The sequence below is a fragment of the Kutzneria sp. 744 genome (assembly GCF_000568255.1).
Lineage (GTDB): Bacteria > Actinomycetota > Actinomycetes > Mycobacteriales > Pseudonocardiaceae > Kutzneria.
In genome coordinates this window covers 5,689,547-5,716,157 of the sequence record NZ_KK037166.1, presented here as the reverse complement: position 1 = coordinate 5,716,157, position 26,611 = coordinate 5,689,547, and the positions used below count along the sequence as shown (strand labels likewise).

At 69.7% G+C, this 26,611-nt stretch carries 26 protein-coding genes; 18 read left to right on the top strand and 8 right to left on the bottom strand.

The features are described 5' to 3' along the window. On the top strand, positions 1-777 hold a 777-nt coding region (locus KUTG_RS25780; protein WP_157495618.1), incomplete at its 5' end, for a transposase. 36 nt (positions 778-813) lie between these two features. Here the strand turns inward: KUTG_RS25780 and KUTG_RS25775 are convergent. After that, positions 814-1,446, bottom strand: coding sequence for a response regulator (locus KUTG_RS25775; protein WP_043730641.1), 633 nt, complete (start codon positions 1,444-1,446; stop codon positions 814-816). Positions 1,447-1,493: 47 nt separating this feature from the next. Between KUTG_RS25775 and KUTG_RS25770 the strand changes: the two genes are divergently transcribed. Beyond that, a complete protein-coding gene (locus KUTG_RS25770) occupies positions 1,494-1,994 on the top strand; it encodes a GNAT family N-acetyltransferase (RefSeq protein ID WP_157494767.1) in 501 nt (166 codons plus the stop codon). Here KUTG_RS25770 and KUTG_RS25765 read toward each other — a convergent pair. After that, positions 1,991-2,587, bottom strand: a complete 597-nt coding sequence (locus KUTG_RS25765) for a macro domain-containing protein (protein ID WP_043720296.1) — start codon at positions 2,585-2,587, stop codon at positions 1,991-1,993. The two genes, KUTG_RS25770 and KUTG_RS25765, sit on opposite strands and share 4 nt — an antisense overlap. A 112-nt stretch (positions 2,588-2,699) precedes the next feature. Between KUTG_RS25765 and pheA the strand changes: the two genes are divergently transcribed. Together pheA and KUTG_RS25755 are read left to right on the top strand one after the other, a co-directional pair. Continuing rightward, the gene (pheA, locus tag KUTG_RS25760; protein ID WP_043730637.1) at positions 2,700-3,620 is read left to right on the top strand and encodes a prephenate dehydratase; all 921 of its coding nucleotides are present in this window, start codon (positions 2,700-2,702) and stop codon (positions 3,618-3,620) included. A gap of 73 nt (positions 3,621-3,693) precedes the next feature. Beyond that, a complete protein-coding gene (locus tag KUTG_RS25755; protein ID WP_043730636.1) occupies positions 3,694-4,311 on the top strand; it encodes a histidine phosphatase family protein in 618 nt (205 codons plus the stop codon). A 40-nt stretch (positions 4,312-4,351) separates the two neighbouring features. Here the strand turns inward: KUTG_RS25755 and KUTG_RS25750 are convergent, their stop codons facing one another. Further along, on the bottom strand, positions 4,352-4,702 hold the full coding sequence (locus tag KUTG_RS25750; protein ID WP_043720295.1) for a metallopeptidase family protein: 351 nt from the start codon (positions 4,700-4,702) through the stop codon (positions 4,352-4,354). Continuing rightward, a complete protein-coding gene (locus tag KUTG_RS25745) occupies positions 4,702-5,382 on the bottom strand; it encodes a septum formation family protein (RefSeq protein WP_052395409.1) in 681 nt (226 codons plus the stop codon). The genes KUTG_RS25750 and KUTG_RS25745 overlap by 1 nt, the downstream gene beginning before the upstream one ends. Positions 5,383-5,921: 539 nt before the next feature. Here KUTG_RS25745 and KUTG_RS25740 point away from each other — a divergent pair. From KUTG_RS25740 to serS, 4 genes are read left to right on the top strand one after another with little or no spacing between them, the layout of a single operon-like run. Next, positions 5,922-6,578 carry a hypothetical protein gene (locus KUTG_RS25740; protein ID WP_063753565.1) on the top strand — a complete coding sequence of 219 codons (657 nt, stop codon included), beginning with the start codon at positions 5,922-5,924 and terminating at the stop codon, positions 6,576-6,578. 3 nt (positions 6,579-6,581) lie between these two features. Beyond that, a complete protein-coding gene (locus KUTG_RS25735; RefSeq protein WP_043720292.1) occupies positions 6,582-7,748 on the top strand; it encodes a glutathionylspermidine synthase family protein in 1,167 nt (388 codons plus the stop codon). A 13-nt stretch (positions 7,749-7,761) separates the two neighbouring features. Then, positions 7,762-8,187 carry a DUF350 domain-containing protein gene (locus KUTG_RS25730; protein ID WP_043720290.1) on the top strand — a complete coding sequence of 142 codons (426 nt, stop codon included), beginning with the start codon at positions 7,762-7,764 and terminating at the stop codon, positions 8,185-8,187. 49 nt (positions 8,188-8,236) lie between these two features. After that, positions 8,237-9,496, top strand: coding sequence for a serine--tRNA ligase (gene serS, locus KUTG_RS25725; protein ID WP_043720287.1), 1,260 nt, complete (start codon positions 8,237-8,239; stop codon positions 9,494-9,496). Positions 9,497-9,685: 189 nt separating this feature from the next. Here the strand turns inward: serS and KUTG_RS25720 are convergent, their stop codons facing one another. Then, a complete protein-coding gene (locus tag KUTG_RS25720) occupies positions 9,686-10,573 on the bottom strand; it encodes an LLM class flavin-dependent oxidoreductase (RefSeq protein WP_043720284.1) in 888 nt (295 codons plus the stop codon). Positions 10,574-10,709: 136 nt separating this feature from the next. Here KUTG_RS25720 and KUTG_RS25715 point away from each other — a divergent pair, with 136 nt between their 5' ends. From KUTG_RS25715 to KUTG_RS25685, 7 genes are read left to right on the top strand one after another with little or no spacing between them, the layout of a single operon-like run. Further along, complete coding sequence (locus KUTG_RS25715) at positions 10,710-11,438, top strand: HAD family hydrolase (RefSeq protein ID WP_369794508.1); 729 nt, start codon at positions 10,710-10,712, stop codon at positions 11,436-11,438. 41 nt (positions 11,439-11,479) lie between these two features. Then, a complete protein-coding gene (lhgO, locus tag KUTG_RS25710) occupies positions 11,480-12,676 on the top strand; it encodes an L-2-hydroxyglutarate oxidase (protein ID WP_043720280.1) in 1,197 nt (398 codons plus the stop codon). Positions 12,677-12,685: 9 nt separating this feature from the next. Beyond that, positions 12,686-13,606, top strand: coding sequence for an NAD-dependent epimerase/dehydratase family protein (locus KUTG_RS25705; RefSeq protein WP_043720277.1), 921 nt, complete (start codon positions 12,686-12,688; stop codon positions 13,604-13,606). Between the two features lie 25 nt (positions 13,607-13,631). Then, entirely contained in the window at positions 13,632-14,945 is a 1,314-nt protein-coding gene (locus KUTG_RS25700; protein ID WP_043720275.1) for a polysaccharide biosynthesis protein, read from the top strand. A gap of 55 nt (positions 14,946-15,000) precedes the next feature. Next, on the top strand, positions 15,001-15,765 hold the full coding sequence (locus KUTG_RS25695; RefSeq protein ID WP_232240939.1) for a glycosyltransferase family 2 protein: 765 nt from the start codon (positions 15,001-15,003) through the stop codon (positions 15,763-15,765). After that, on the top strand, positions 15,762-16,124 hold the full coding sequence (locus tag KUTG_RS25690) for a DUF2304 domain-containing protein (RefSeq protein WP_198047312.1): 363 nt from the start codon (positions 15,762-15,764) through the stop codon (positions 16,122-16,124). The genes KUTG_RS25695 and KUTG_RS25690 overlap by 4 nt, the downstream gene beginning before the upstream one ends. Positions 16,125-16,131: 7 nt before the next feature. Next, positions 16,132-17,037, top strand: a complete 906-nt coding sequence (locus KUTG_RS25685; protein ID WP_043720267.1) for a glycosyltransferase family 2 protein — start codon at positions 16,132-16,134, stop codon at positions 17,035-17,037. Between the two features lie 66 nt (positions 17,038-17,103). On the opposite strand, the gene KUTG_RS25680 is transcribed toward KUTG_RS25685, so the two are convergent. Continuing rightward, complete coding sequence (locus tag KUTG_RS25680) at positions 17,104-19,074, bottom strand: DUF6541 family protein (protein WP_043720265.1); 1,971 nt, start codon at positions 19,072-19,074, stop codon at positions 17,104-17,106. Positions 19,075-19,223: 149 nt separating this feature from the next. Here KUTG_RS25680 and glf point away from each other — a divergent pair, with 149 nt between their 5' ends. Together glf and KUTG_RS25670 are read left to right on the top strand one after the other, a co-directional pair. Continuing rightward, positions 19,224-20,411, top strand: coding sequence for a UDP-galactopyranose mutase (gene glf, locus KUTG_RS25675; RefSeq protein WP_198047311.1), 1,188 nt, complete (start codon positions 19,224-19,226; stop codon positions 20,409-20,411). A 2-nt stretch (positions 20,412-20,413) separates the two neighbouring features. Next, positions 20,414-22,360, top strand: a complete 1,947-nt coding sequence (locus KUTG_RS25670) for a glycosyltransferase (RefSeq protein ID WP_084579780.1) — start codon at positions 20,414-20,416, stop codon at positions 22,358-22,360. Positions 22,361-22,438: 78 nt separating this feature from the next. On the opposite strand, the gene KUTG_RS25665 is transcribed toward KUTG_RS25670, so the two are convergent. Further along, positions 22,439-23,713: a hypothetical protein gene (locus tag KUTG_RS25665; RefSeq protein ID WP_052395408.1), complete on the bottom strand. Its 1,275-nt coding sequence runs from the start codon at positions 23,711-23,713 to the stop codon at positions 22,439-22,441. Between the two features lie 549 nt (positions 23,714-24,262). Here KUTG_RS25665 and KUTG_RS25660 point away from each other — a divergent pair. Further along, positions 24,263-24,868, top strand: a complete 606-nt coding sequence (locus KUTG_RS25660; protein ID WP_052395407.1) for a class I SAM-dependent methyltransferase — start codon at positions 24,263-24,265, stop codon at positions 24,866-24,868. A 102-nt stretch (positions 24,869-24,970) separates the two neighbouring features. Here the strand turns inward: KUTG_RS25660 and KUTG_RS25655 are convergent, their stop codons facing one another. Continuing rightward, positions 24,971-26,392, bottom strand: a complete 1,422-nt coding sequence (locus KUTG_RS25655; RefSeq protein WP_043720258.1) for an L-fucose/L-arabinose isomerase family protein — start codon at positions 26,390-26,392, stop codon at positions 24,971-24,973. Positions 26,393-26,611: the final 219 nt, after the last annotated feature.

The window sequence follows — 26,611 nt, the reverse complement described above, 5'->3', positions numbered from 1 at the left end:
CACCTACACACCACAGCTGCTGTTAGTCTGCACGCCGGCATGATCCTGTTGGGCGACCGCAACTCCGGCGCCGCCGGCCTGCTCGCCCAGATCGCCACCACCGGCGCCGATCTGCTGGTACGCCTGAAAAACGGCCGCACGATGCCGATCCTGACCCGCTACCGAGACGGCTCCTACCTCTCAATCCTGGGCGGCCTGCGAGTGCGCGTCATCGAGTGCGAGATCACCATCGCCACCACCGCCGGCCGGCACACCGGGATCTACCGGCTGACCACCACCCTGCTCGACCCCCACGACTACCCGGCGGCCGAGTTGATCCGGCTCTACCACCAGCGATGGGAGATCGAAACCGCTTACCTGGAGCTGAAATCCACCATCCTGGGTGGCCGGGTGCTCCGCGCCCGCACCCCGGTCGGCATCGAGCAGGAGATCTACGCCCTGCTCGTCACCTACCACCTGCTCCGCACCGCCATGGCCGACGCGACCAGCACCCGACCGGATACCGATCCGGACCGGGCCAGCTTCACCATCGCCTATCAGACCTCCCGCGACCAGGTGATCCAGGCCGCGAACGTCATCGCCGGCACCGTCATCGACCTGGTCGGCACGATCGGCCGGCACGTCCTGGCCCACCTCATGCCGGTCCGACGGCTCCGGGTCTGCCCCCGCATCGTCAAACGCGCCATCTCCAAACACCAGGCCAGAGGACCCAATATCGACCGGACCAGCTATAAGGCCACCCTGAGCATCGACATCCTGACACCGGCAGACGCTTGACGATCACCACAACCGCCTAACTACACGGCCTTGCCTCTAGGGCCTGGTCCGCTTGGCCACCCAGGCGGCGGCCTGGGTGCGGCGTTCCATGCCCAGCTTGGCCAGCACCGCCGTGACGTAGTTCTTCACGGTCTTCTCGGCCAGGAACAGGCGTTCCGCGATCTGGCGGTTGCTCAGGCCGTCGCCGATCAGCGTGAGGACCTTGCGCTCCTGCTCGGTCAGGCCGGCCAGGTCGTCGGCGGGCTCGGGGCGGCGCATGCGCTCCAGCACGTGGGCGGTGGTCAGGGGATCGAGCAGCGAGCGGCCGGCGGCGACCTCGCGGACCGCCTGTACGAGGTCCTGGCCCCGGACCTGCTTGAGCAGATAGCCGGACGCCCCGGCCAGGATGGCGTTGACGAGCGCTTCCTCGTCGTCGAACGCGGTCAGCACGAGGCAGCGCGGGCCGTCGGGGAGGGCGCGGAGGTCCCGGCAGAGGGTGACGCCGTCGCCGTCGGGCAGCCGCATGTCGACCACCGCGACGTCCGGGCGGCGGACCTGGGCCAGCACGAGGGCCTCGCCGACGCCGCCGGCCTCGGCCACCACCTCGATGTCGGCCTCGCTGTCGAGCAGGTCCCGCAGGCCGCGCCGGACGATCTCGTGGTCGTCGACGAGCAACACGCTGACCGTCACCCACACAAGGTAGCCCGCGACCCGATTTCGTGTGACACCGTTGACGGGTGGCCGAGAACACGCTGCGGATCAAGCCGGTCGTGAACACCGATCGGCCGGCACTGGCCCGGTTCATCGCCGGCCGCTGGGGGGCGGCCACCGCCGTGGCGCACGGCACCGTGTTCCGGCCCGCCGAGCTGCCGGGCTTAGTCGCGGTCAGGGACGGCCGGCTGGCCGGTCTGCTGACCTACGACGTCAGCGGCGACACCCTAGAGATCGTCACCATCGACGCGGTGACCCAGAACGGCGGCGTCGGCTCCGCGCTGGTCACGGCGGTGGCCGACGAGGCGCGGCGGCGGCAGGTGCGCCGGCTGATCGTCACCACCACCAACGACAACCTGGACGCGCTGCGTTTCTACCAGCGCCGGGACTTCCGCCTGATCGCCGTGCGGCCGGGCGCCGTGGACGAGGCCCGCCGGCTCAAGCCGCAGATCCCCGAGATCGGCCGGTACGACATCCCCCTGCGCGACGAGCTGGAACTGGTCCGGGAGCTCGCCTTCGGCAGTTAGCTGCCGGTGGTGAGCTCGCTGAAGACCTCGTCCCACGCGGCCGCCACCTGGCGGGCGCAGGTCACGGGCTCCACCTCGCCGACGCCTGTGCCGAGGCCAGGCATGGCGATGGTGCGGACGGCCGCGCGGACCGGCACACCGGTCTCCAGGCGGGCGTGCAGCCACAGCCGGAACACGGCGCGGGCGGCCAGGAACGGGTTCACGGTGTCGGCCGGCAGCTGCTCGCCGGCGTCACGCATGGTGGGCGCGCTGATCATCCATTCGGGCGCGGCTTCACCCGTTGGCACGATGATGGCCTCACCTACGGGGAGCTCGCCGCCGTAGGAGGCCAGCACGCCGCTGCGCACGTTCTGCTCCACCTCGGGAAACGCCCGTGAGTAGAGCGCGTCGATGCCGGCGCGCATCCAGCCGAAGGAGTTGGCCGGGCTGACCACGGCCTGCGCCTCGATGTCCAGCACGGATCCGGGGTGCACGCGGATGCCGGGGCGGTTCTCGGCGACGGTATGCCAGGCCCGCGCCAGCGGCGCCTCGACGGCGCAGAGCACGAGTTCGAGCGGCGGAGTGGCCAGGTCGCCCTCCGGGTCGGCGGTCACAGCCCAAGCATTGCAGGCGACCGACACGCCGCGTAACTGGGGAGGCCACCGTCCGAGTGGGTGATATATGCCTCAACGCCACCGTGTCGGGGCGGCATCGTAGGGTGTGGGCGTGGCGCGCATCGGCTATTTCGGACCGCAGGGCACCTTCACCGAGCAGGCCGTCCGGCAGCTGGCCGATCCGGACTCGAACGAGTTCGTCGCCTACCCGACGACCCCTGCCGTGGTGGCCGCCGTGCGGGCCGGCGAGGTCGAGCGCGGCTGCGTGCCGGTGGAGAACTCGGTCGAGGGCGCGGTCCCGGCCACCATGGACGCGCTGGCGCTGGGCGACCCGGTCGTCGCCGTCGCCGAGCACGTGCTCCAGGTGCAGTTCACGCTGCTGGCCCGGCCCGGCACCGGGCTGGACGAGATCCGCACCGTGGCCAGCCACCCGCACGCGCTGGCCCAGGTGCGGGAGTGGCTGGAGACGAACCTGCCCAAGGCCACGGCCATCGCCACCAGCTCCACCGCGCAGGCGGCCAAGGACGTGCTGGAGGGGACCTTCGACGCCGCCGTCAGCGCGCCCGTCGCCGTGCTGCACTACCCGCTGACCGAGCTGGTCACCGGCCTCGGCGACGTGAAGGACGCCAAGACCCGGTTCCTGCTGCTGGCCAAGCCCGGCGCCGTGCCCGCGCCCACCGGGGCCGACCGCACCTCGCTGGTCGCCGTCACCCCGAACGAGGTCGGCGCGCTGTCCAACGTGCTGCACGAGCTGGCGCTGCGGGAGATCAACCTGACCCGGCTGGAGGCCCGCCCGACCAAGGAGCTGTTCGGCACCTACCGGTTCTACCTGGACGTCGAGGGGCACGTCGCCGAGAAGCGCATCGGCGACGCCCTGGCCGCGCTGCACCGGCGCTGCATCGAGGTCCGCTTCCTCGGCTCGTACCCGCGGACCGACCAGCAGCCGACCGCCGTCAACAGCCCCACCACCGACTCGGACTTCGACGCCGCCGCCGAGTGGCTGGCCGCCATCCGGCGCGGGGAGAGCGCGTGAGTGAGCTTGCGAGCGAACCATTGAACACAGCAGCCGCGCTCGCGCTGCCGACGAAGGAGGCGGCGTGAGTGCCCTGCGCCTGGTGCTCGTCCGCCACGGCCAGACGCCGTCCAACGTCATCGGCTCGCTCGACTCCCGCCCGCCCGGCCCGCCGCTCACCGACCTCGGCCGCCAGCAGGCCGCCGCCGTCGCCGAGTCGCTCGCCGCCCAGCCGGTCGTCGCCGTGTACGCCAGCGTCGCCGTCCGGGCCCAGGAGACCGCCGCCTCCATCGCCGCCGCCCACGGGCTGGACGTGCAGGTCGCCGAGGGCATCCACGAGGCCTTCGTCGGCGACCTGGAATGCCGCAACGACCCCGACTCCATTCGCGCCTTCTTCGAGGTCTTCCACTGCTGGACCCGCGCCCTCGACCTGGACGTCCCCATGCCCGGCGGCGAGTCCGCCCAGCAGGTCCTCGACCGCTTCCTCCCGGCCGTCGCCGAGATCCGCGCCCGGCACGAGGACGGCGTCGTCGTCCTGGTGAGCCACGGCGCCGCCATCCGCATCACCTCGTTCGCCCTGTCCCCGAACGTCGACGCCGAACTGGCCGACCAGCACCTGCTGGACAACTGCGGCCGGGTCGTGCTGGAGGCCGACGGCTCGTCGCCCACCGGCTGGCGCTGCCTGGAATGGGCCGACGTCCCCGTGAAATGAATAACCCGATCGCGTGAATTGCCGCCCTTGCCCTGTACTGCTAGCCCCACCCGAGGTCGTGGAGGGTGTCGTCGTCGATGCCGAAATGGTGGGCGATCTCGTGCACCACGGTGATGGCTATTTCGTCGACGACATCCTCTTCCGTCTCGCAGACGTCCAGGATCGCCTTGCGGTAGATGAAGATCTGGTCGGGAAGGGCGAAGCCGTAGTGGCTGGTCCGCTCGGTCAGCGCGATGCCGTGATAGAGGCCGAGCAGGGACGGGACCTCGTCGTTGCGGTCCTCGACCAGGATGACGACGTTGTCCATGGCCTCGGCCAGCCGGGGCGGGACGAGGTCGAGCGCGTCGCCGACCAGCTCGTCGAAGCGCTGGTCGGTCATGGTGAAGGCCATCAGCCGCCGGCCGGGGGAGCGCTGGTCGTGGTGGTGGTGCTCGCGGCCGCGCCGCCGCCCACGCCCTTGACGGAGTTGGTGATGGACTGCAGGCCGCTGCCGTCGGCCAGCTTCTGGCCGATCTTGCAGTTGACCTTGGTGGAGCCCAGGTTCCAGCTCTCCTGCTTGATGGTGTCCCAGGTCAGACCCAACTTGTTCTTGGTCAGGTCGTAGTTGCCGGTGTAGTCGTTGGCCGCCTGCACGCACCGCTGCGACAGCGCGGTCTGCTGCTTGTCCTCGTCCGGGTAGCCGTCCGGGAACTGGGACTTCAGGTCGACGATGCCGACGATCTCGTACGCGTGCTCCGAGGTGCACGGCACGGGGTCGCTGACCGCCTTGTCCTTGATGCCCATGCAGGTCCCGACCGGGTAGATCGGCGACTGGTCGGCCGACCGGGCCGAGCCGGTGGTCGGCTGGAGCGCGCCGGCCGGGCCGGCGGCCTGCACGCCGCAGCGGATGGTGCGGGCGCCGCCCGACCACTGTTGGTTGGTCGGGTTGAGGGCGTTGGCGCTGAACTTGCCGTTGGGGTCGAGCTTGCCGCTCAGGTACTTGGTCACCACCGGCCCGCAGTTCTCCTGGGCGATCTTCTGCCACAGGGTGCCGTCGGGGAACTGGGCGCCGGACGGAAGATGATTTTCCACTTGGTCCTTTTTTAGCTATAATATCCGAGAGAAAATGCTTTGACAGCTTATACTCAGCCCAGTACGTGCAGCGGAAGATTGTGAATTCAGCTAAAGAGATGTCCTTAGGTACTGCGGATAGATCTCGAAAGATCAAAAGAACTATAGCCTCAACGGACGTAAAGATGTAAATCGCCGTAAGTCCAAACCCGCTAAAGCGATCGTTCCCAAGCGAATTGGTGCAGCGCGCACTCACCCAGGGCAGCGATTAGTTCATAAACGCCTGCGGCAGTACCCGAATAATAATGGCGTGGAAATCTGAACGTCCGTTATTTCCCTGGATCCAGAACTACATAACCCTTAGCGCGGTTAGGGCTCATTGAATGGGCGCCCCAGTCTCAACAGCATCGGGGGCAAACTATAGCGTGAGCATCAGCAGCCGGGTCTGGCCGGTCCGCCGTTTCGGATGAAACCACTCAACGATTTCAGGCATCACAACCATGATGCCCGTGCGGACCGGCGGGCCGGGAGTAGGTACCGTGCACAACAGGAGGGCGACCATGGCGGACGAAGAGCACCCCGACGAGGCTGAGCAGCCGAAACCCGGGCGGATGCGGTTCCAGGACGGCTCGACCACGCCACGTGAGCCCACGCTCGCGGAGCGCAGGGCCCGCGACCGGGCCGCCGAGGAGGAACGCGAGCGGCTCGCGCAGGAGGAGATCGACCAGGCCGCCCTCGCGCGCAAGAAGAAGATCCGCAAGCGGGTGCTGATCGGCGGCGGCGTCACCGTCGGCCTGGTCGGCATCATCGCCGCCGGCTACGCGCTGTCCAGCCCCTCCCAGGAGGTCACGGCCCGCTGCACCGACGACAGCGGCGTGGTCGTCGACGACCAGTACTGCAACACCAACTCCGCCTACTTCGCCGGCAACGGCGGCTACTACAACCCGGGCGGGTTCTTCATCTTCCCTGGTGGGCGGCAGTACCACTACTACTACGGCGGCAGCGGCAGCGTCGGGCAGCGCGCCGTCGGCGGCACGACCACCGCGCCCAGCGGCAACACCACCGTGAAGTCCTCCAGCGGCTCGACCATCTCCCGGGGCGGCTTCGGCGTGAAGAGCGGCAGCAGCGGGAGCAGCGGCGGCAGCAGCAAGGGGTCCAGCGGCGGCGACAGCGGGTCGTCCAGCCACGGCAGTTCCGGATCGAGCGGGGGCAGCTGAGCGGTGCGGCGCGAGACCTCAAAGCCACGGCCGAACTGGCAGCAGACGGTCCAGGAGCAGGGCCTGGTCTTCGGCTCGCCGTCGGCCGGCGCCAACGGCGCGCAGCGGCCGTACTGGGACGAGTCGGCGCACTACGTCTTCGAGATGGACGAGATCCTGTCCCTTGAGGCCGACGTGGAGCTGCTGCACTCGATGTGCCTGGCCGCGGTGGACAACGTGGTGACCACCGAGCGGTACAAGGACTTCGCGCTGCCGGAGTGGATCTGGCCGGCGGTCGCGGAGTCCTGGAAGCGCCGCGACCCGCACGTCTACGGGCGTTTCGACCTGCGCTTCGACGCCAGCGGCCCGGCCAAGATGCTGGAGTACAACGCCGACACGCCGACCTCGCTGGTGGAGGCGTCGATCATCCAGTGGAACTGGAAGACCGACCTGCACCCGGACGACGACCAGTGGAACTCCATCCACGAGAAGCTGGTGGAGCGCTGGACCGCGGTCAAGGACCTGCTGCCGTCCAACGAGCTGCACTTCACCTGGTCCGGCGGGGACGCCTCGGGCGAGGACCACGTGACCGTGGCCTACCTGCAGGAGACGGCGGCCGAGGCCGGCCTGGACACGGTGGGCCTGGCCATCGAGGACATCGGCTGGGACCGGCTGCTCAAGCGGTTCGTCGACCTCGAAGAGTCGCCGATGAACACCGTGGTGAAGCTCTACCCGTGGGAGTGGGTGGCCGAGGAGGAGTTCGGCCGCTTCGCCGTGGAGTCGCTGCCGGGCACGCTGTGGATCGAGCCGCTGTGGAAGATGCTGCTGTCCAACAAGGCGCTGCTGGCGGTGCTGTGGGAGATGTACCCCGGCCACCCCAACCTGCTGCCGGCCTACCTGCACGAGCCGGGCATGCTCACGGAGTACGTGCGCAAGCCGCTGCTGGGCCGTGAGGGCGCCAATGTGCAGATCGTGGCCCCGGGCTACGAGACGCAGACCGGCGGCGTCTACGGCCGTGAGGGCTACGTCTACCAGCTGTTCGACCCGCTGCCGGAGTTCGGCGGCTACCGGCCGGTGCTGGGGGCGTGGATCGTCGACGACGCCGCGGCCGGGCTCGGCATCAGGGAAAGTGTCGGACTTGTGACCGACGACGGGGCCGCTTTCGTGCCGCATCGCATCGTCGAGTCGTGAATACTGCCTGGCCATGACGATTGCTTCGCTCGGGTACGGCATCGGGGCCATCGCGGCGTACGCGGTGATCGGCCTGGTCCTGATGCTCGCCGGTTTCTACGTCATCGACTGGACCACCCCGGGCAAGCTGTCGCAGCTGGTCCGGGAGGGTCGTCCGAACGCGGCCGTGGTGACCGCGTCGGGCCTGTTCAGCCTCGCGTTCATCGTCGTGGTGGCCATCTACTACTCGCCGGCCAAGCTGTCCGACGGCCTGCTGACCTCGCTGGTCTTCGGCCTGGTCGGCATCGTCGCCCAGGTGCTGGTGATGCGGGTCTTCGAGTTCGCCATGCGGATGGACATCGGGGCCATGCTGGCCGCCGAGAAGTTCACCCCGGCCAGCATCGTGGTCGCGGCGGCCAATGTGGCCCTCGGGCTTGTCGTGGCGGTCGCGGTCAGCTGAGCCGATATCCGCTGAAGCTTAAGCTTCGAGACGCTGTAGATTTTCACGGGTGATTGACCTCAGGACACTGCGAGAGAACCCGGAAGCGGTCCGTGCGTCCCAGCGCGCGCGTGGCGAGGACCCGTCGCTGGTGGACGCGCTGCTGTCCGCCGACGAGCGGCGCCGCTCCGCGGTGTCCCGGGCCGACTCGCTGCGCGGCGAGCAGAAGGCGCTCGGCAAGCAGGTCGGCCGGGCCCAGGGTGACGAGCGGGCGGCGCTGCTGGCCAAGGGCAAGGAGCTGGCGGCCGAGGTCAAGGCGGCCGAGGCCGAGCAGTCCGACGCCGACGCCGCGCTCGTCGACGCGCAGAAGCGGATCCAGAACATCGTCGAGCCGGGCGTGCCCGAGGGCGGCGAGGACGACTACGTGGTGCTCAAGCACGTGGGCGCCACGCCGGAGTTCGACTTCGCGCCGCGCGACCACCTGGAGATCATGGAGTCGCTGGGCGCGGTCGACATGGAGCGCGGGGCGAAGGTCTCGGGTTCGCGCTTCTACTTCCTCACCGGCATCGGCGCACAGCTGCAGATCGGCCTGCTCAGCATGGCCGTGCAGCAGGCGGTGGCGGCCGGCTTCACGCCGATGATCACGCCGTCGCTGGTCCGCCCGGAGATCATGGAGGGCACCGGCTTCCTCGGCGCGCACGCCAGCGAGGTCTACCGGCTGCGCGACGACGACCTGTTCCTGGTCGGCACCTCCGAGGTGCCGCTGGCCGGCTACCACAGCGACGAGATCCTGGACCTGTCCAACGGTCCGAAGCGCTACGCCGGCTGGTCGTCGTGCTACCGGCGGGAGGCCGGCTCGTACGGCAAGGACACCCGCGGCATCATCCGGGTGCACCAGTTCGACAAGGTCGAGATGTTCTCCTACTGCCCGCCGGAGCTGGCCGCCGAGGAGCACCAGCGGCTGCTGGCGTGGGAAGAGGAGATGCTGGCCAAGGTCGAGCTGCCGTACCGGGTGATCGACACGGCCAGCGGCGACCTGGGCGCCTCGGCCGCGCGCAAGTACGACTGCGAGGCGTGGGTGCCCAGCCAGCAGGCCTACCGCGAGGTGACGTCCACCTCGAACTGCACGACCTTCCAGGCGCGGCGGCTGAACATCCGCTTCCGTGACGCGGACGGCAAGCCGCAGACGGTGGCCACGCTCAACGGCACGCTGGCGACGACCCGGTGGATCGTCGCGATCATGGAGAACCACCAGCAGGCCGACGGCTCGGTGCGGGTGCCCGAGGCGTTGCGTCCGTACGTCGGCGGCGTCGAGGTGCTCAAGCCGTAGCCGACGGCGAAGACACGAACGGCCCGTACCTGGTCCCCGAGATCAGGTACGGGCCGTTCGTGGTCTTCCAGTCCTCTGCGTCGCCGGTCGCCCCGAAACGACTGGCCGCGGAGGTCCCTTTATCCCCTCGCCCCGGTCTGCACTGACTACGACGCGGGGCGACCCGGGACAGTTCCGTGTGTCACCCGATCAGGTGACAAGTTTAGGCAGCACCTCGGCGGCGATGTCCTCCAGCACGGCCTCCGCGCCGGCGTAGACGCCGTCGTGGCGGGGCCAGGGCGCGACCACGTCGGTGAAGCCCAGCTCGGCCGCCCGTCCCAGGGTGTCCTCGTACAGGCCCCGGCTGGACAGCACGAACTCCGGGCAGGCGTCGGCCTGGAGGTATCGATCCAGCTTGCCGAGACGACGGTCGGCGGCGGCCAGCGCGTCGTCCATCCGGGACGAGGCCTCGGCGATCGACGCCCACCACTGGTCCACGGTGTCCGGCTTCTCGCCGCCGCCGGTGGTCACCCAGCCGTTGCCGAAGCGGGCGGCCAGCCGCATCGTGCGGGGCCCGTTGGCGGCGACCACGAACGGCACCCGCGGCAGCTGCACGCAGCCGGGCGCGGACCGTGCCTCCACCGCCTCGTACCACTCGCCGGCCCAGGTGGTCAGCGGCGTGGTCAGCTGCTTGTCCAGCAGCTCCACGAACTCCTCGAACCGCCCGGCCCGCTGCCCGGCGGTCAGCGGCTCCTTGCCGAGCACCTCGTTGTCGTAGCCCCGCAGCCCGCCCGCGCCGACGCCGAGCGTGAACCGCCCGTCCGAGACGTCGTCCAGCGTGGTCAGCTCACGGGCGAAGGCCACCGGATGCCGGAAGTTGGGCGAGGCGACCATCATGCCCAGCCGGATCCGCGAGGTGACCATGGCCGCCGCGGTGAGCGTGGGAACGGCGCCGAACCAGGGCCCGTCCACCAGCGACCGCCAGCCCAGGTGGTCGTAGGTCCAGGCGTGGTCGAACCCGTACTCCTCGGCCGTCCGCCACTTCGGTTCGGCCACCCACCAGCGGTGTTCGGGGAGAATCACAATGCCAACGCGCACCCTTCGGACAGTAACGGGGCGCATCGCGGGGCGCAGGCAGGGCACGATGGTGGGGTGCAGAAGCCCCTACTTGTCGCCTCCGACGTGGACGGACCTTGCTCACCCCGGCCGAGGACGTCAGCCCCCGCACGGCGCCGTGATCGGCCGCGTGCTGGCCGACGAGGTGCCGTTCGTGCTGGTCACCGGCCGTCCGCCGCGCTGGGTGCCCCGGGTGGCCGAACTGGCCGGCGTCACCGGCTACGCGGTCTGCGCCAACGGCGCCGTGCTCTACGACATCGCGGCCGATCGTGTGATCGGAAAACACGAACTCGCCCCCGTGGCGCTCCATGAATATGCACGTGCACTGACGACGGCCATGCCCGGCTGCCGTCTGGCCACCGAACGGGTCGGCGCGACGGCCATGGACGGGGCCGACGAGCAGTTCCTGGCCGAGCCCGGCTACACGCACCCCTGGCCCAATCCCGACTCGGCCGCCGCCCCGCGCGGCGAGGTGCTGGGCAAGGCCGCGATCAAGCTGCTGGCCCGGCACCCGGACATGACCAGCGGGCAGATGGCCGAGGCGGCCGACGCGGTCCTGGGCAACGAGGTCGCCGTGACCTACTCCAGCAACAACGGCCTGATCGAGATCGCCGCCGCCGGCGTGACCAAGGCGACCGGGCTGGCCGAGGTGGCCGAGCGGCTGGGCGTGGCGGCGGCCGACGTGGTGGCCTTCGGCGACATGCCCAACGACGTGTCGATGCTGTCCTGGGCCGGGCACGGGGTGGCCATGGCCAACGCGCACCCGCGGGCCATCGCCGTGGCCGACGAGGTGACCGGGCCCAACGGCGAGGACGGGGTGGCGCTGGTCCTGGAACGCTGGTTCTGAAACGCTGGTTCCGGGCAGCCCGGCGACTAGGCTGCGCAGCCGTGCGCGAATCGGATGTGGTGGTCGTCGGCGGCGGCATCGTGGGTCTGGCGACCGCGCACGAGCTGGCGGTCAACCGAGGTCGGTCAGTCACCGTGCTGGAGAAGGAAACGACCTGGGCGGCCCACCAGACCGGCCACAACAGCGGCGTGATCCACGCCGGCCTGTACTACAAGCCGGGCAGCCTCAAGGCCCGGATGTGCGTGGCCGGCAACGCGTCGATGGTGCGTTTCGCCCGTGAGCAGGGCATCCGGCACGAGATCGGCGGCAAGCTGGTGGTGGCCATCACCACCGACGAGGTGCCCCGGCTCCAGGTGCTGGCCGAGCGGGCCAGGGCCAACGGCGTGCCGGCCCGCATGATCAGTGCGGGCGAGGCCCGCGAGTTCGAGCCCGAGGTGGCCTGCGTCAAGGCGCTGCGGGTGGAGAGCACCGGCATCATCGACTACGGCCAGGTCTGCCAGGTGCTGGCCGACCGCCTCGTCGACCACGGCGCGCAGCTGCGCGGGGCCAGCCCGGCGCTGGCCATCCGGGAGTCCTCCAGCGGCATCGAGGTCGCGACGCCGACCGGGGTGGTGCGGGCCAAGGTCCTCGTCAACTGCGCCGGCCTGCACGCGGACCGGGTGGCCCGGCTGGCCGGCCGCCGCCCCGACGCCCGGATCGTGCCGTTCCGGGGCGAGTACTACGAGCTGCGCCCCGAGGCCCGCGGCCTGGTCCGCGGCCTGGTCTACCCGGTGCCCGACCCGGCGCTGCCGTTCCTCGGCGTGCACCTCACGCGGATGATCGACGGCAGCGTGCACGCCGGCCCCAACGCCGTGCTGGCGCTGCGCCGCGAGGGCTACCGCTGGCGGGACGTCTCGCTCACCGACATCCTCGACACGGCAACGTTTCCTGGCACCTGGAAGCTCGCCCGCAAGTACGCCCGGACGGGCGTCGACGAGGTGCTGCGGTCGCTGTCGCGGGCCCGCTTCGCCGCGAGCCTTGCTCGGCTGGCCCCGCGCATCCGGCCCGACGACATCGTGCGCGCCGGGGCCGGCGTTCGGGCGCAGGCGATGCTGCCGGATGGCTCACTGGTCGACGACTTCCTGTTCGAGCTGGCCCCGCGCCAGGTGCACGTGCTCAACGCGCCGTCGCCGGCGGCGACCAGTTCGCTCCAGATCGCCGAGCACGTGGCCGACAAAGTGGTGGACCAGCTTCTCTAGGCTGCGGCCATGCGTGTGATGGTCACCGGTGGCGCCGGCTTCATCGGCTCGAACCTCGTGGATCGGCTGCTTCGCGACGGGCACGAGGTGGTGGTCATCGACGACCTTCGCCGTGGCCGCAAGGAAAACCTGCCGTGTTCGGCGGCCGAACTGGTCGAAATGGACGTGACCAGTCCTCACGTGGACGGTGTGCTGGCGGCGTTCGCGCCCGAGGTGATCTTCCATCTGGCCGCGCAGATCGACGTCCGGCTGAGCGTCTGCCGGCCCGTCGAGGACGCGCAGCAGAACGTGCTCGGGGCCCTCAACGTGGCCGAGGCCGCCCGCCGGCACGGGGCCCGCAAGATCGTGTTCGCTTCCTCGGGCGGCGCCATCTACGGCGCCCCGGAGCGGCTGCCGGTGGCCGAGACGGCCCCGATCGCCCCGCGCTCCCCGTACGCGGCGGCCAAGGTCAGCGCGGAGGTGTACCTGAACACCTACCGCCGCTTACACGGACTCGACTGCACCCATCTCGCGCTGGCCAACGTCTACGGCCCGCGACAGCACCCCTTCGGCGAGGCCGGCGTGGTCGCGGTGTTCGCCGAGCGGCTGTTGGCCGGCCGGCCGACCAAGGTGTTCGGCGACGGCGGCAACACCCGTGACTACGTCTACGTCGACGACGTGGTGGACGCCTTCGTGACGGCGGCCGGGACCGTCGGCGGCGGCGAGCGGTACAACATCGGCACCGGCATCCAGACCTCCGACCTGGAGCTGCACACCCTGGTCGCCAAGGCCGTGGGCAGCGCCGACGCTCCCGAATTCGCGCCCTCCCGCCTGGGCGACCTGCGGGCCTCCGCGCTGGACGCCACCGCCGCGGCGCGGGACCTGGGCTGGCGGCCGACCGTCGGCCTGGACGAGGGCGTGCAGCGCACGGTGGACTACTTCCGGGGCTGACCGAGCGGGTCATTACCCTGGCCGGGTGACTTCGTCGACGGACGCCCCCAAGCCCACCGGCCGGGGCGGGTTCGGTTCGGCCGTGCTCATGGGCGGCGGGCTGGTCGTGCTCGGCGCGGCCGGCTACCTGTTCCTGATCGTGGCCGGGCACACCCTCTCGGTGCCGGACCAGGCCGCCGTGAAGTCGGTGTACTTCCTGATCAACATCATCGGCCCCGGCCTGTTCTTCGCCCTGGAGCAGGAGACCAGCCGGGCCACCACCAGCACCATCGCCGCCGGGCGCCCGGTGCGGCACGTGGTGCGCAACGCCGCCATCCTCGGCGGCGGGCTGCTGGTCGTGGTGCTGGCCGTGCTGGCGGCGCTGTCGCCGGTGCTGGTGGACGTGGAGCTGAGCGGGCACTGGCCGCTGCTGTGGGCCGTGCTGCTGTCGGCGTTCACGGCGGCCTGCATCTACCTCATGCGCGGCCTGCTGGGCGGCATGCAGCGGTTCGCCGGCTACTCGGCGACGCTGGCCGGCGAGGGCCTGTTCCGGCTGCTGCCGTCGCTGGCGGTGGCGGTCGGCGGATTCGCGGCGGCCGGCACGTACGGCCTGATCTTCGCCGGCGGCACGCTGATCGGCGCGCTGCTGGGCCTGCCGTGGACGCGCAACGCCCCCGTGGGCCACGCCGAGGGCGGCGAGCGGCTGTCCGACATGGCCCGCGGCCTGCTGCTGCTCGTCGGTGCGATTCTGCTGACGCAGCTGGTGGCCAACCTGCTGCCGCTGGTGGTCAGTGGCCGGCTCGGCACCGACAACCCGGACGCCAACGCCTTCGCCTCGGTGTTCGTGCTGGTCAGGGTGCCCCTGTTCCTGTTCGCGCCGGTCCAGGCCATGCTGCTGCCGGCCCTGACCGCGGCCGTCACCCGCGGCGACTTCGCTCTGGTGCGGTCCCGGGTGCGGCTGGTGATGGCCGCCGTCATCGCCGTCGGCGTGCCCGGCGCGATCGTGTCCTGGCTGCTCGGGCCGTGGGCGGCGAAGCTGTTCTTCGGCGGCGACGTGACCCTGCCCGGCAGCATCGTCGGCCTGCTCGGGGTCAGCACGATCCTGTTGATGACCGTGCAGGCGCTGCAGCCGGCGCTGGTCGCCATGGGCCGCCACCACGCCGTCACGGTCGCGTGGGCGGCCGGCACGGCGGTGCTGTGCCTGGTGCTGTTCCTCGTGCCCGGGAACGTGCTGTGGGTCGCCGTGGGCGCCCAGCTGGCCGGCCCGGCGGTCGTCGCCGGCGGTGTCCTGCTGGCGTTGGCCAAGGGGCTGCGGACGGCCGGTTCGCGGCCGGCGACACCTGCATCCGCCGCTGTCTGAGTTGCCTGGTTGGGCCGTGTCAAGACCCGCCCGAGCGGCCGCTACCCTGTGCACCGTGTCGAGTGAATCCACTGGTGGACGTCGCGCGCTGATCGTCATGCCCGCCTGGAACGAAGAGGAGGCCGTCGGCGACACCGTGCGGGAAGTCTTCGCCGCACTACCGGAAGCCGATGTCCTCGTGGTCGACGACGGGTCGTCCGACCGCACCGCGCAGGTGGCCCGCGCCGCCGGCGCGAAGGTCCTCGAACTCCCCATCAACCTCGGAGTCGGCGGCGCCATGCGCGCCGGCTTCCGCTACGCCGTCCGGCACGACTACGACGCGGCCGTCCAGGTCGACGCCGACGGGCAGCACAACCCGCTCGAGGTCAGGGACCTGCTGGCCAAGCTGGACGAGGCCGACATCGTCATCGGCGCCCGCTTCGCCGGCGAGGGCGACTACCAGGTGCGTGGCCCTCGCAAGTGGGCCATGAAGGTGCTGGCGGTCGTGCTGTCCCGGCTGGCCGGCACCAAGCTGACCGACACCACCTCCGGCTTCAAGGCGACCGGCCGCCGCGCGCTGCCGCTGTTCGCGGAGAACTACCCGGTGGAATACCTCGGCGACACCATCGAGTCGCTGGTCATCGCCAGCCGGGCCGGCTGCAAGATCGTCCAGGTGCCGGCGCACATGCGCGAGCGCCGGGCCGGCACGCCCAGCCACAGCCCGTGGAAGGCCTCCATCTACCTGTTCCGGGCCGGCTTCGCGCTGCTGCTGGCGCTGATCCGCCGGTGGAACGTCTCCGTCAAGGGCGCCACCCCGGTGGCCAGTGAGGTGTCGGCATGAGCATGAGCGCGCACATCTTCGCCATCGTCGGCAGCATCCTGGTGCTGCTGGGCATCATCGAGATGCTGCGCCGCCGCCAGCTCAGCGAGAAGTACGCGGTGCTGTGGCTGGTCGTCGGCGTGCTCATCCTGGTGCTGACGATCTTCCCCGACCTGCTGTGGGGATTCAGCGCCTTCATCGGGATCCGGATTCCGACGAACCTCATGTTCTTCGTCGCGATCGTCTTCCTGGTCGGCGTGTCCATCCACCAGTCATGGGAGCTGTCCCGGCTGGAGGACGAGACCCGGCGGCTGGCCGAGGACGTGGCCATTCTCCGGCTGGAGATCGAGGAGAAGCTGGACAAGAAGGCGGACATCTGACCCCGCCATGGCCACCATCGAAATCCTGATGCCGTACTACGGCGATGTCGGCCTCATGCAGGACGCCGTGCGCAGCGTGCTCGCGCAGGACGACCCCGACTGGGCGCTGACCGTCGTCGACGACGGCAAGGCCGAGGGCGTGCCGGAGTGGTTCGCCGAGCTGGGCGACGAGCGGGTGCGCTACTTCCGCAACGAGCGCAATCTCGGCGTCACCGGCAACTTCAACCGCTGCCTGGAACTGGCCCGGCACGACCGGGTCGTGCTGTTCGGCTCGGACGACCTGCTGCTGCCCAACTACGTGCGGACCATTCGCGCGCTGGACGAGCGCTACCCCGACGCCGGCATGATCCAGCCCGGCGTCGAGGTGATCGACGGCGACGGCAACCCGGTGCGCACGCTGGCCGACGAGACCAAGCGCAGGCTGTACGCGCCCAAGATCACCGGCACTCGCCTGATGACCGGCGAGGAGTTGGCGGTCAGCCTGCTGCGCGGCAACTGGCTGTACTTCCCGTCGGTGGCCTGGAAGGCCAAGGCCGTCAAGGAGATCCGCTTCCGCGACGACCTGACCATCATTCAGGACCTGGCCCTGGTGCTGGACCTGATGGAGCGCGGCGAGAGCCTGGTCGTGGACGACACGCTCAGCTTCCGCTACCGCCGGCACACCGCCAGCGCCTCGGGCTGGACCGCTATCGAGGGCTCCCGTTTCGTCGAGGCCCGCAACTTCTTCGTCGAAGCCGCCGAGCGCATGGAACGCCGTGGTTGGCCCCGTGCCGCCAAGGCCGCCCGGGCCCACCTGTCGTCCCGCCTGCACGCGCTCACCGTGCTGCCGGCGGTGCTCAAGCAGGGCAACGCCGCCGGCTTGAAGACGTTGGTGCGCCACGCTTTCGGCCCCAGCAAGCACATCGACACCTGATCGACCCTCACCACACGAGAGCGGGGCGTCGTCCACATCGGACGGCGCCCCGCTCTCGTGTCGGTGTCAGCAGGCGGTGAGCTTGTACAGCTTCAGGTCGCCGTCGGAGTCGACCAGCTGGAAGCCGGGACGGTTGCCGGGGTCGACGATGCCGGGGTAGGTCTTGATGCGGGCGTCGGTCGGCCAGAAGTGCTGCTCGGCCACCACGAGGTAGTCCACCTTGAGCAGGCGGGCATCCTTGCACGTGGTGGGGTCGCTGGCCGCGTCGACCAGGTGCTGGGCCAGGTAACGCTGCTCGGAGCTCCAGGCGATGTCGAGGTGCGGGAACAGCGGACGGCGGTCGGCCAGCGCCCAGATCAGGCCGCTGCCGTCCCACGGGTTGTTGGCGATGACCGCGTCCTTGGGCACCTCGGAGGACAGGCGGGTGAAGAAGGCCTGCTCCCGGTGGTCGACCATGGTGTCGTTGGCGGAGTCCTCGACCCGCGTGTACGTGAAGGCCACGGTCTCGACCAGGTTGCCGAAGTACAGCCCCTTGGCCCCGATGATCACCAGCAGCGCCAGCACGATCGTCAGCCCGGTGGCCGAGGCGCCGAGACGGCCCAGTCGCGGCTTCGGCCGCTCGGTCAGCCACTTCTTCAGGCAGCCGGCCACGGTCACGATGGCCACGATGAGCAGCGGCACCGTGACCACGGGCAGGATCGCCGCCAGCCGGAACGAGTCGTTGTACCAGTAGCCGGTGATGAACTGCGTGTACCGGCGGTTCACCGCGGCGGTCAGCATGAACATCAGGCCGATGGCGACGAAGGCGCCGACCAGCCAGCGCTGGTCCCGCATCCGCCACACCAGGAACAGCCCGACGATCACGGCGATGGCCGCCGCCCACAGCGAGATGCGGCCGTTGGTGCCGAGCAGCAGCACCTCGCCCAGGGCCCGCGCGGTGGTCTCGAACGGCGCCCAGTAGAAGGTCCGGACGGTCTTGAACGCGGGCGAGGTGGCGACGAACGCCCAGCCGGCCAGGAACACCACGATGGCCACGGTGAGGCCGATGGCGCCCCGACGGCCCTGGCCTTCCTCGCGCATCCGCCGCGACCACCGCCAGATGCCGGTGAACAGCGGGAACACCGCGATGACGATGATGCTGAACAGCGAGTTGGGGTGGGCGAAGCCGCCGGCCAGCAGCACGAACGGGGTCATCACCCAGGCCCGGCCGCGCCCGATGACGTCGTCACGGGCCAGCCCCGACAGCGACAGCACGACGGCGATGGCCGCCGGCACCAGGGCCAGGCCCAGGGTGTTGGGCCACAGCACGCCGAAGGACAGCAGCGCCCACGGGAACTGGCTGAAGCCCAGGCTGAGCAGGCCGGTGATGGCCAGCGCCACGGTGTTGCGGCCGACGATCTGGCGGACCAGCAGCACGCAGGACAGCGGCCAGATCAGCACCGCCAGCACGCCGGTCAGCGAGTTCGCGGCGATCGGGATGGAGGTGCCGGTGCTGAGCACGCCGAGCGACGCGAAGTCGTGCCAGCCGGCCGGGTAGAAGCTCGGCGGCGCGATCGGGTTGCCCAGGGTGCCCATGGTCAGCGACGACGCGTTGTGGGCGTCGAGGATGTAGGCGATGGCGTTGTAGTGGAAGACGGCGTCGAAGGTCTGCGACAGCTCGTCCGGGCGACCCATGCCCAGCACCACGACGGCCGCGCCGAACACCACCGCCGGCAGCACGCCGAGCAGGCCGGCCAGGGTCACCGGCCGCGGATCGGAGATCACCGTGCCGCGGGACCGGCCGCGCAGCGCCAGCGCCACCACGCCCGTGATGACCACGGCTATGGCGGCGGCGACGGCGGCCGTGCCGACACCCCAGTCGATCCCCAGCTTGCCGGCGACCACGGCGGCCGTGCTGACCACGGCGACACTCAGCGTGGGGGCCATGCCCCACGCCGCCACCCCGCGCAGACCGACCAGCCACGTCATCAGAAGTCCGGGCACGAGCAACCAGCCGGCGGACGCCAATGCGACCGGAACGGCGTCCCACCAGTTCATCGAAGAACCTCGTCACGTCGTCACTCAGGCACTCGGCCGCAGTCTAGGAGTTAGCCCGATCGTGCCTTCACCCGAGGTCGCTAGGGGTAAGATGCCCTGGGTCATGGTCGATTCGGTGACCCACGGTGACCCGGGTACCCTGGCTCGCTGTGAGCTTCGAGGGCTATGACCTGATCATCGTCGGTTCCGGCTTCTTCGGCCTGACCGTGGCCGAGCGCGCCGCGACGCAGCTGAACAAGCGCGTGCTGGTGCTCGACCGCCGGGAGCACATCGGCGGCAACGCCTACTCGGAGCCCGAGCCCGAGACAGGCATCGAGGTGCACCGCTACGGCGCGCACCTGTTCCACACCTCGAACAAGCGGGTGTGGGACTACGTGAACCAGTTCACCGAGTTCACCAACTACCAGCACCGGGTCTTCGCCCGCGCCAAGGGCGACGTCTACTCCTTCCCGATGAACCTGGCCCTGATCAACCAGTTCTTCGGCAAGTCGCACACGCCCGACGAGGCGCGCGAGCTGATCTCGAAGCAGGCCTCGGAGTTCGACACCGCCGAGGCCAGCAACCTCGAGGAGAAGGCGATCTCGCTGATCGGCCGCCCGCTCTACGAGACCTTCATCAAGGGCTACACGATCAAGCAGTGGCAGACCGAGCCCACCGAGCTCTCGCCGGCCATCATCACCCGGCTGCCGGTCCGCTACACGTTCAACAACCGGTACTTCAACGACCTCTACGAGGGCCTGCCGGTCGACGGCTACACCGCCTGGCTGAACAAGATGGCCGACCACCCGAACATCGACGTCCAGCTCAACACCGACTACTTCGACGTGCGCGACCAGATCCCGGCCAAGACGCTCACCATCTTCACCGGCCCGCTGGACAAGTACTTCGACTACAGCGCGGGCGAGCTGGGCTGGCGCACGCTGGACTTCGAGACCGAGGTCCTGCCGGTGGGCGACTTTCAGGGCACCTCCGTGATGAACTACAACGACGCCGACGTGCCGTACACCCGGATCCACGAGTTCCGGCACTTCCACCCGGAGCGCGACTACCCCACGGACAAGACGGTCATCGTCCGTGAGTACTCGCGGTTCGCGGAGAGCGGCGACGAGCCGTACTACCCGATCGACAGCGAGGAAAACCGGGCCAAGCTGCTCCAGTACCGGGAGCTGGCCAAGGCCGAGGCGGCCGAGAAGAACATCCTGTTCGGCGGGCGCCTGGGCACGTACAAGTACCTCGACATGCACATGGCGATCGGCTCGGCGTTGAGCATGTTCGACAACAAGATCACCCCGTACTTCGTCGAGGGCCGCACCCCGAACGGCTCGTTGGAGGACTGATCGTGACCGAGCAGACGACCATCGGGCAGCCGACGCCCGCGGCCAAGCGAGGTGGCTCGGCGGAGCGGTCCGCCGAGAAGCCCGCGGTCCGCAACGGCACCGTGTTGCAGCGGGTCATCCTGCCGCGCGACGAGGACCCGCTCGACGTCAGGCCGCTGTACCTGGACGAGTCGAAGAACTCGCACAGCCACGTGAGCGCGCGCACCGAGGTGACCGTGCCGCGGTCGGCCAAGGTGTCGTTCGGCACGTACTTCAACGCGTTCCCGGCCAGCTACTGGAAGCGGTGGACCCGGGTCGACCAGGTCGTGCTGCGGCTGACCGTGCGCGGCTCCGGCCGGATCGACGTGTACCGGTCCAAGCCCAACGGCGACACCGTGCACATCGAGGGCCTGCCGGTGCGCAGCCCGAAGGCGTGGACGACGGCCGAGGTGAAGGTCGCGCTGACCCCGTTCGAGGACGGCGGCTGGCTGTGGTTCGACGTGTTCACCGACGACTCCACGGTGGACATCAAGGACGGCGCCTGGACCACGCCGCTGGACCTGCCCCGGCAGTCCGTGGCCGTGGCCATCACCACGATGCGCCCGGTCGACGCGGTCATCGCCCTGCGCACGCTCGGCGAGGACCCGGCCGTGCTGTCGGTGCTGGACAAGGTGTTCGTGGCCGATCAGGGCGCGGTCCGGGTGCGCGACACCGAGGGCTTCGCCGAGGCGGCCAAGGGCCTCGGCGACCGGCTGCACGTCATCGAGCAGGCCAACCTGGGCGGCTCCGGCGGCTTCGGCCGCGGCATGTACGAGTCGCTGGTCAACAGCGACGTCGACCAGATCATGCTGATGGACGACGACATCCGGCTGGAGCCGGACGCGCTGCTGCGGTCCAACGCCTTCGCGCGGGCCGCCACCCAGCCGGTCATCGTCGGCAGCCACATGCTCAACCTGCAGGCGCGGTCCCGGCTGCACAGCTTCGGCGAGGTCATCGACCTCGGCTCCTGCTACTGGCGGGCGGCGCCGGGCGCGGTCACCGACCACGACTTCGGCTCGAAGACGCTGCGCAAGTCCAAGAAGGTGCACCGCCGCATCGACGTCACCTACAACGGGTGGTGGATGTGCCTGTTCCCGCGTGAGGTCGTGCAGCGCACCGGCATGCCGCTGCCGCTGTTCATCAAGTGGGACGACGCCGAGTACTCGCTGCGGGCCCAGGAGCACGGCTACCCGACGGTCAGCCTGCCCGGTTCCGCGGTGTGGCACATGCCGTGGACGGACAAGAACGACGCCACCGACTGGCAGGCCTACTTCCACACCCGCAACCGGCTGATCCTGGCCGCGCTGCACAGCCCGTACGACGTGCGCAAGACGTTGGTGCAGCAGGGTTTGAAGCTGTCGCTGCGGCACCTGCTGTCCATGGAGTACTCGACGGTGGCGCTCCAGCAGAAGGCCATCGAGGACTTCCTGGCCGGGCCGGACCGCCTGTTCGAGTCGATGCGCACGGCCCTGCCGGACGTGCAGGCGCTGCGCAAGAACTACAGCGACGCCAAGACGGTGCCGTCGGCCCGGGAGTTCCCGCCGCCGACCTTCGACATGGTCCGCGCCGAGCACATGCTGAGGCCGCCGGTGAACCCGGCGGTGATCATGGTCAAGGCGTTCGAGGCGCTGCTGCACAACCTGAAGGACCCGGAGCCGGACGCGGTCAACCGCCCGCAGATCAACGTGCCGGCCACTAACGCGCGCTGGTTCCTGCTGGGCAACCTGGACAGCGCCACGGTGTCCAACGCGGACGGCAGCGGGGTGGCCTTCCGGCACCGCGACCCGAAGGAGTTCCGCGAGCTGGGCAAGCGGGCCCTGTCCAACTACCGGCGGCTGGCCGCCGAGTGGCCCCGGATGAAGCGCATCTACCGTGACGCGCTGCCGGAGCTGACCTCGGTCGAGTCGTGGGGCAAGGTCTTCACCAAGTAGCACCCGAGCAAGCGAGCGGCCCCCGCCCCGGATCTCCGGGGCGGGGGCCGCGTCGTGTTGTCGGTCAGCGCAGTTGGGTCAGCTCAGGCGGTACAGCGCGGCCTCGCCGGCGCTCAGCGAGGCGGTGATCCGGTCGTTCTGCACCTGGCGGTAGGTCCCGCTGCGCGGGTCGAACTGGGTGATGCCGCCGAACCGGCCCGGCACCGGGGACAGCGTGGCCGAGGCCGGGCGGTCGTACTGCCGGTTGACGATCAGCAGCCAGCGGGTGCGGTCGCCCGGGTCGGCGCTGCGGAACCGGCCGATGATCACCGGGTCGCCGCTGACCGCGGTCAGCACGTCGTCCGCGGCGAACGCGGTGACGCCGTCGGCCTGCGCCGGGTCGTCGAAGTGCGAGACCTGGTCGGACACCAGCGGCTTGAGCTGCCGGCCGACCGGGGACAGCCAGCCGGTGTTGATCTGCTGCGCCGCCCGGTAGCGCTCGGTGCGCCGGCCGTTGAGGTCGATGATGGCCGGCCCGAAACCCTCGCCACGGGCCGGATCCGGCGTCCAGTAGGTGAAGTACTGGATGCCCTTGGCCCCGTAGGCCAGGCTGACGTTGATCAGCCACAGCATCTCGGCGCCGTTGGTGGCGCGGAAGGTGTTGCTGCCGACCGACTGGATGAACGTCCACGTCGGCAGGCCGTGGTTGAGGCCGGCCTGCCGAATCGTGGCCCAGTTGGAGAAGTAGCCGGTGTCCAGTCCGGACGACAGGATCGGGTAGCGGTCGAACGACAGCAGCGCCGGCTGCACGGTCTGGATGAAGTTCTCCACGAACTGCGCGTAGGCGCCGGGCGGATTGCCCAGGTCCGGGGCGATGTTCGTGTACGGCAGCATGCTCGGGCGCAGCGCGCGGGCGATGCCCATGGCGCGGCCGAGCGACGGGAACAGGTCCGGCCACGGCTCGTCGAACATGTTGAAGCCGGCGAACGAGGGGTGGCCGCCGTAGGCGTCCAGCGCGCGCTGCATCAGCGTCCGGCCGTCCGCGGTGGTGATGGACATCGGCACCGAGCGGTCGTCGCTGATGGTGAACCAGCGGGTCAGGTTGCGGATCTGGGTGTCATCCGAGATGAGCACCTTCAGCCCGACCTGGTCGGCCTGCTGGAGCGCCCAGCCGATGATGTTGCCGTCGTCCAGGTAGTTGCCGGTGATCACGAAGGTGAAGCCGGCGTCCCGGATCTCCTGATATCGGGCCTGGGTCGTCTGGTCCGGCGGCGGCGTCCAGAAGATGCCGATGGGGAAGTCGGGGCCGCCGATCAGGGGCAGTCCGCTCGCGTCTAGTGGCGCGGCCGCCGCCTCGGTCTGTCCGTCGGTCATGGGCACCTCCGGATTCGGATGGGAACGATCACTGCTGGCGCGTCCCAAGGTAGTCATCCGGTGACGTGCGGACACCGCCAGCCCGGTTGTGTCGCCCGAGGAAAAACTGCGCCCTGCGCCCCAGCTCCACGGCTTGGCGCCGGCGATGGCGGACGCGGTCAGGTTGGGGACCGGCTCCGGGTTGGTGGACCAACCGGCCTGACGCCATTCGTCCCATCTGGATACGCCGTGCGGCTCATTTCATGATCAACGGAAGGTGAGATTTGGACGGGCGTTACTCCGTCATGCACGTCGAAATCAAAATAAGCCACCCAGATTTAACTCATCGGTCATTCTTTCGGTTGAACCGGATTGGGTGAATCGGCGTCGTCTGCGACGAGGGGACGCGGCTCGCGAGCCGCCGATCGCCGTGCCGAAGCAACAGCCGATGGCCCGCTGCCACCTCGTGTCGGACTCCGTGACGTGCCCCTGGCGCCGTCCAGCGGCAACTTGAATCCGACCGTAGCGAAAGCCAGCGAATGGGGAGTGGAATAGGTTACCGTGCTTTTCATGTCTGAACGAAGATCGACAGATGGTTCTGACTACACCGAGCGTCTGGTGGGGCTTGAGCAACCGCTGTGGAAGCGGGTGCTGGACGTTCAGGCGCCCTACCGGTGGAACATTCGCCGGCTGCTCGGCGGCCGACACGTTCTCGACGTCGGCTGCGGTCTCGGCCGTAACCTCGCGCACCTCGGCGCCAACGGGGTCGGTGTCGACCACAACCCGACCTCCGTCGACGTGTGTCGGCAGCGTGGGCTCACCGCCTTCACCACTGCGGAGTTCGGGGACACCGAGTACGCGAAGCCCGGTCGTTTCGACGGCTTGCTGGCCGCGCACCTGATTGAGCACATGCCTCGCGCGGATGCGGTGAAGGTGATCGACAGTTACCTCGGGTACCTCGCGCCGGGCGCCCTGGTGGTCTTCATCTGCCCGCAGGAGCGCGGCTACACCACCGATGCCACCCACGTCGAGTTCACCGACTTCGAGGGACTCACGGACATCGCCGTGCAGCTCGGGCTGACCGTGGTGAAGCAGCTGTCCTTCCCGTTGCCGCGCGCCGCGGGCAATGTGTTCCCGTACAACGAGTTCGTGCTGCTGTCGAGGAAGGACGACTAAGATCTCCAAGGCTGCGTCGCGGACCAAGGTCAGAGATCGGGCACATCCGGTCGATGTGCGACGGGACCAGCCGGGCGGGCTGATCCCGTCTGAGATCGCACATCAGCTGATGTCGACCAACCGCACACCGAGCAGGCTGGCCACCGCGCGCAACTCGGTCAGCCGGTGACCGGTGCCGAGTGCCCAGTGGTGGCCGACGCCGCTGCCGGCCCACTCGTCGGTCCACTCGCCGGGGTCGCGGCCGAAGTCGACCCTGCTCGTGGTGTTGCCGATCGCCAGCAGTGGACCGTCCACGACGGTGCCCTCGGACGCCACCAGCAGGTAGCGACCGTCGGCGCTCTGGCCAACCCCCAACAGCGTCACCGGTCCGTGCGCAACGGTGAACTCCACCGACACGCCCCAGCCGCGCTTGCCGTGGTAGACGTCCAATCCACGTAACAGCGGCTTGTCCGAACTGATTGCGAGGTGCGCAGGTCCGTCGTGGCCCATCTCGACGTGGCCGCGGTCGAAGTCCAGTGCCTGCAACTCGGTGAACGAACCGCCGGCACCCAGCACCTCCATGATCAGCATCGCCAGGCTGGTGCGCAGCTCGTACTCGCCGGCCGCCGGCACGCCCCGTGCCGTCAACAGACTCGCGCCGAGGATCATGCCGGCGCCCAGCCGCTCGTAGACGTCGCCGTCCAGGCCACGGTGGTAGTAGGCGAGGCTGTCCAGGTCGAAGTCGGCGACCAGCCGGTCGAGGCCAACCGCGACCCGAGCGCCCCACCGCAGGTCTTCCGGCTTTACCGAGCCGTCCAGCCGGAAGGTCTGCTCGGCCTCGCTGACCTTGCGATCCACCTCGCCCTCGGCCACCCGTTCGACGCGGACTCGCAGGTCGTCGAACTCCAGCACCTCGACGTGTCCACCGAACTGGCTGTTGACCATGCTGAGGTCGGTGGACACGTCGTACATGCCTGGATAGAGGTGGCCCATCAGGCCGTGCCGGCCGCCGCGCAGCACGGTGCTGACGGCCGCAGCCCGGATCCAGGCTCCGATCCGCTGCCAGGCACGCTCGTCGCGCAGGTGCCCGGAGACGCTGCGGTACTGAATTCCGGCACGAGTGAACGAGTTCGCCATCTCCGGCAGTGGGCAGGCCCCGCAGTAGGCCAGCCATTGGCCGGTGTCGACCGTGGCGTGGTCCATGGACGGCGACGGCTGCAGGTTGATCAGCAGCACTGGGCTGCCGGTGCGCTGTGCGATCGGCATCAGCATGGTCGCGGTCATGTACGTCGTGAGGAAGCCGACGATCAGGTCGCAGCCGGCGATCCGCAGCCGCTCGGCGGCGACCGCACCCTCCTGGGCGTCGGAGATGAAACCGACGTCGATGATGTCCGCGTCGTAGCCCGCGATCCGTTCGCTGACATATTCGGCGGAGCGCTTCAGCACGGGCAACAGGTCGGGGAACTGCGGCCAGTAGGCACCCAGCCCACCGGCGACGAGGCCGATCCTCGGTCGGCGCCGTGCGGACAGCTCGACATCGGACATGACGTAGTCCCCCGATCGCTCAGCGTTGAGGCCAATCCGACTGTTGCCTCCGGTGCGGACGCTGTCAACGTGCGGGCGGGTGACGGCGCATCCTGCTGGTCGCTGCGCGCTTGCAACGAAAGAACCCCGCCCGAACGGTCGGGCGGGGTTCCTGGGCACCGCTGGTGTCAGGGGGACGAAACCACCACGTAGTTCGAGGTCGTGCCGGCGCCGACCGCG

What these genes read in the sequence shown, in the direction of transcription:
- KUTG_RS25740 (WP_063753565.1), top strand. Translation starts at nt 5,922, where the DNA reads ATGGCGGACGAAGAGCACCCCGACGAGGCTGAGCAGCCGAAACCCGGG.
- KUTG_RS25730 (WP_043720290.1), top strand. Translation starts at nt 7,762, where the DNA reads ATGACGATTGCTTCGCTCGGGTACGGCATCGGGGCCATCGCGGCGTAC.
- KUTG_RS25660 (WP_052395407.1), top strand. Translation starts at nt 24,263, where the DNA reads ATGTCTGAACGAAGATCGACAGATGGTTCTGACTACACCGAGCGTCTG.
- KUTG_RS25750 (WP_043720295.1), bottom strand. Translation starts at nt 4,702, where the DNA reads ATGGCCTTCACCATGACCGACCAGCGCTTCGACGAGCTGGTCGGCGAC.
- KUTG_RS25665 (WP_052395408.1), bottom strand. Translation starts at nt 23,713, where the DNA reads ATGACCGACGGACAGACCGAGGCGGCGGCCGCGCCACTAGACGCGAGC.
- KUTG_RS25705 (WP_043720277.1), top strand. Translation starts at nt 12,686, where the DNA reads ATGCGTGTGATGGTCACCGGTGGCGCCGGCTTCATCGGCTCGAACCTC.
- KUTG_RS25655 (WP_043720258.1), bottom strand. Translation starts at nt 26,392, where the DNA reads ATGTCCGATGTCGAGCTGTCCGCACGGCGCCGACCGAGGATCGGCCTC.
- KUTG_RS25690 (WP_198047312.1), top strand. Translation starts at nt 15,762, where the DNA reads ATGAGCATGAGCGCGCACATCTTCGCCATCGTCGGCAGCATCCTGGTG.
- KUTG_RS25685 (WP_043720267.1), top strand. Translation starts at nt 16,132, where the DNA reads ATGGCCACCATCGAAATCCTGATGCCGTACTACGGCGATGTCGGCCTC.
- KUTG_RS25680 (WP_043720265.1), bottom strand. Translation starts at nt 19,074, where the DNA reads ATGAACTGGTGGGACGCCGTTCCGGTCGCATTGGCGTCCGCCGGCTGG.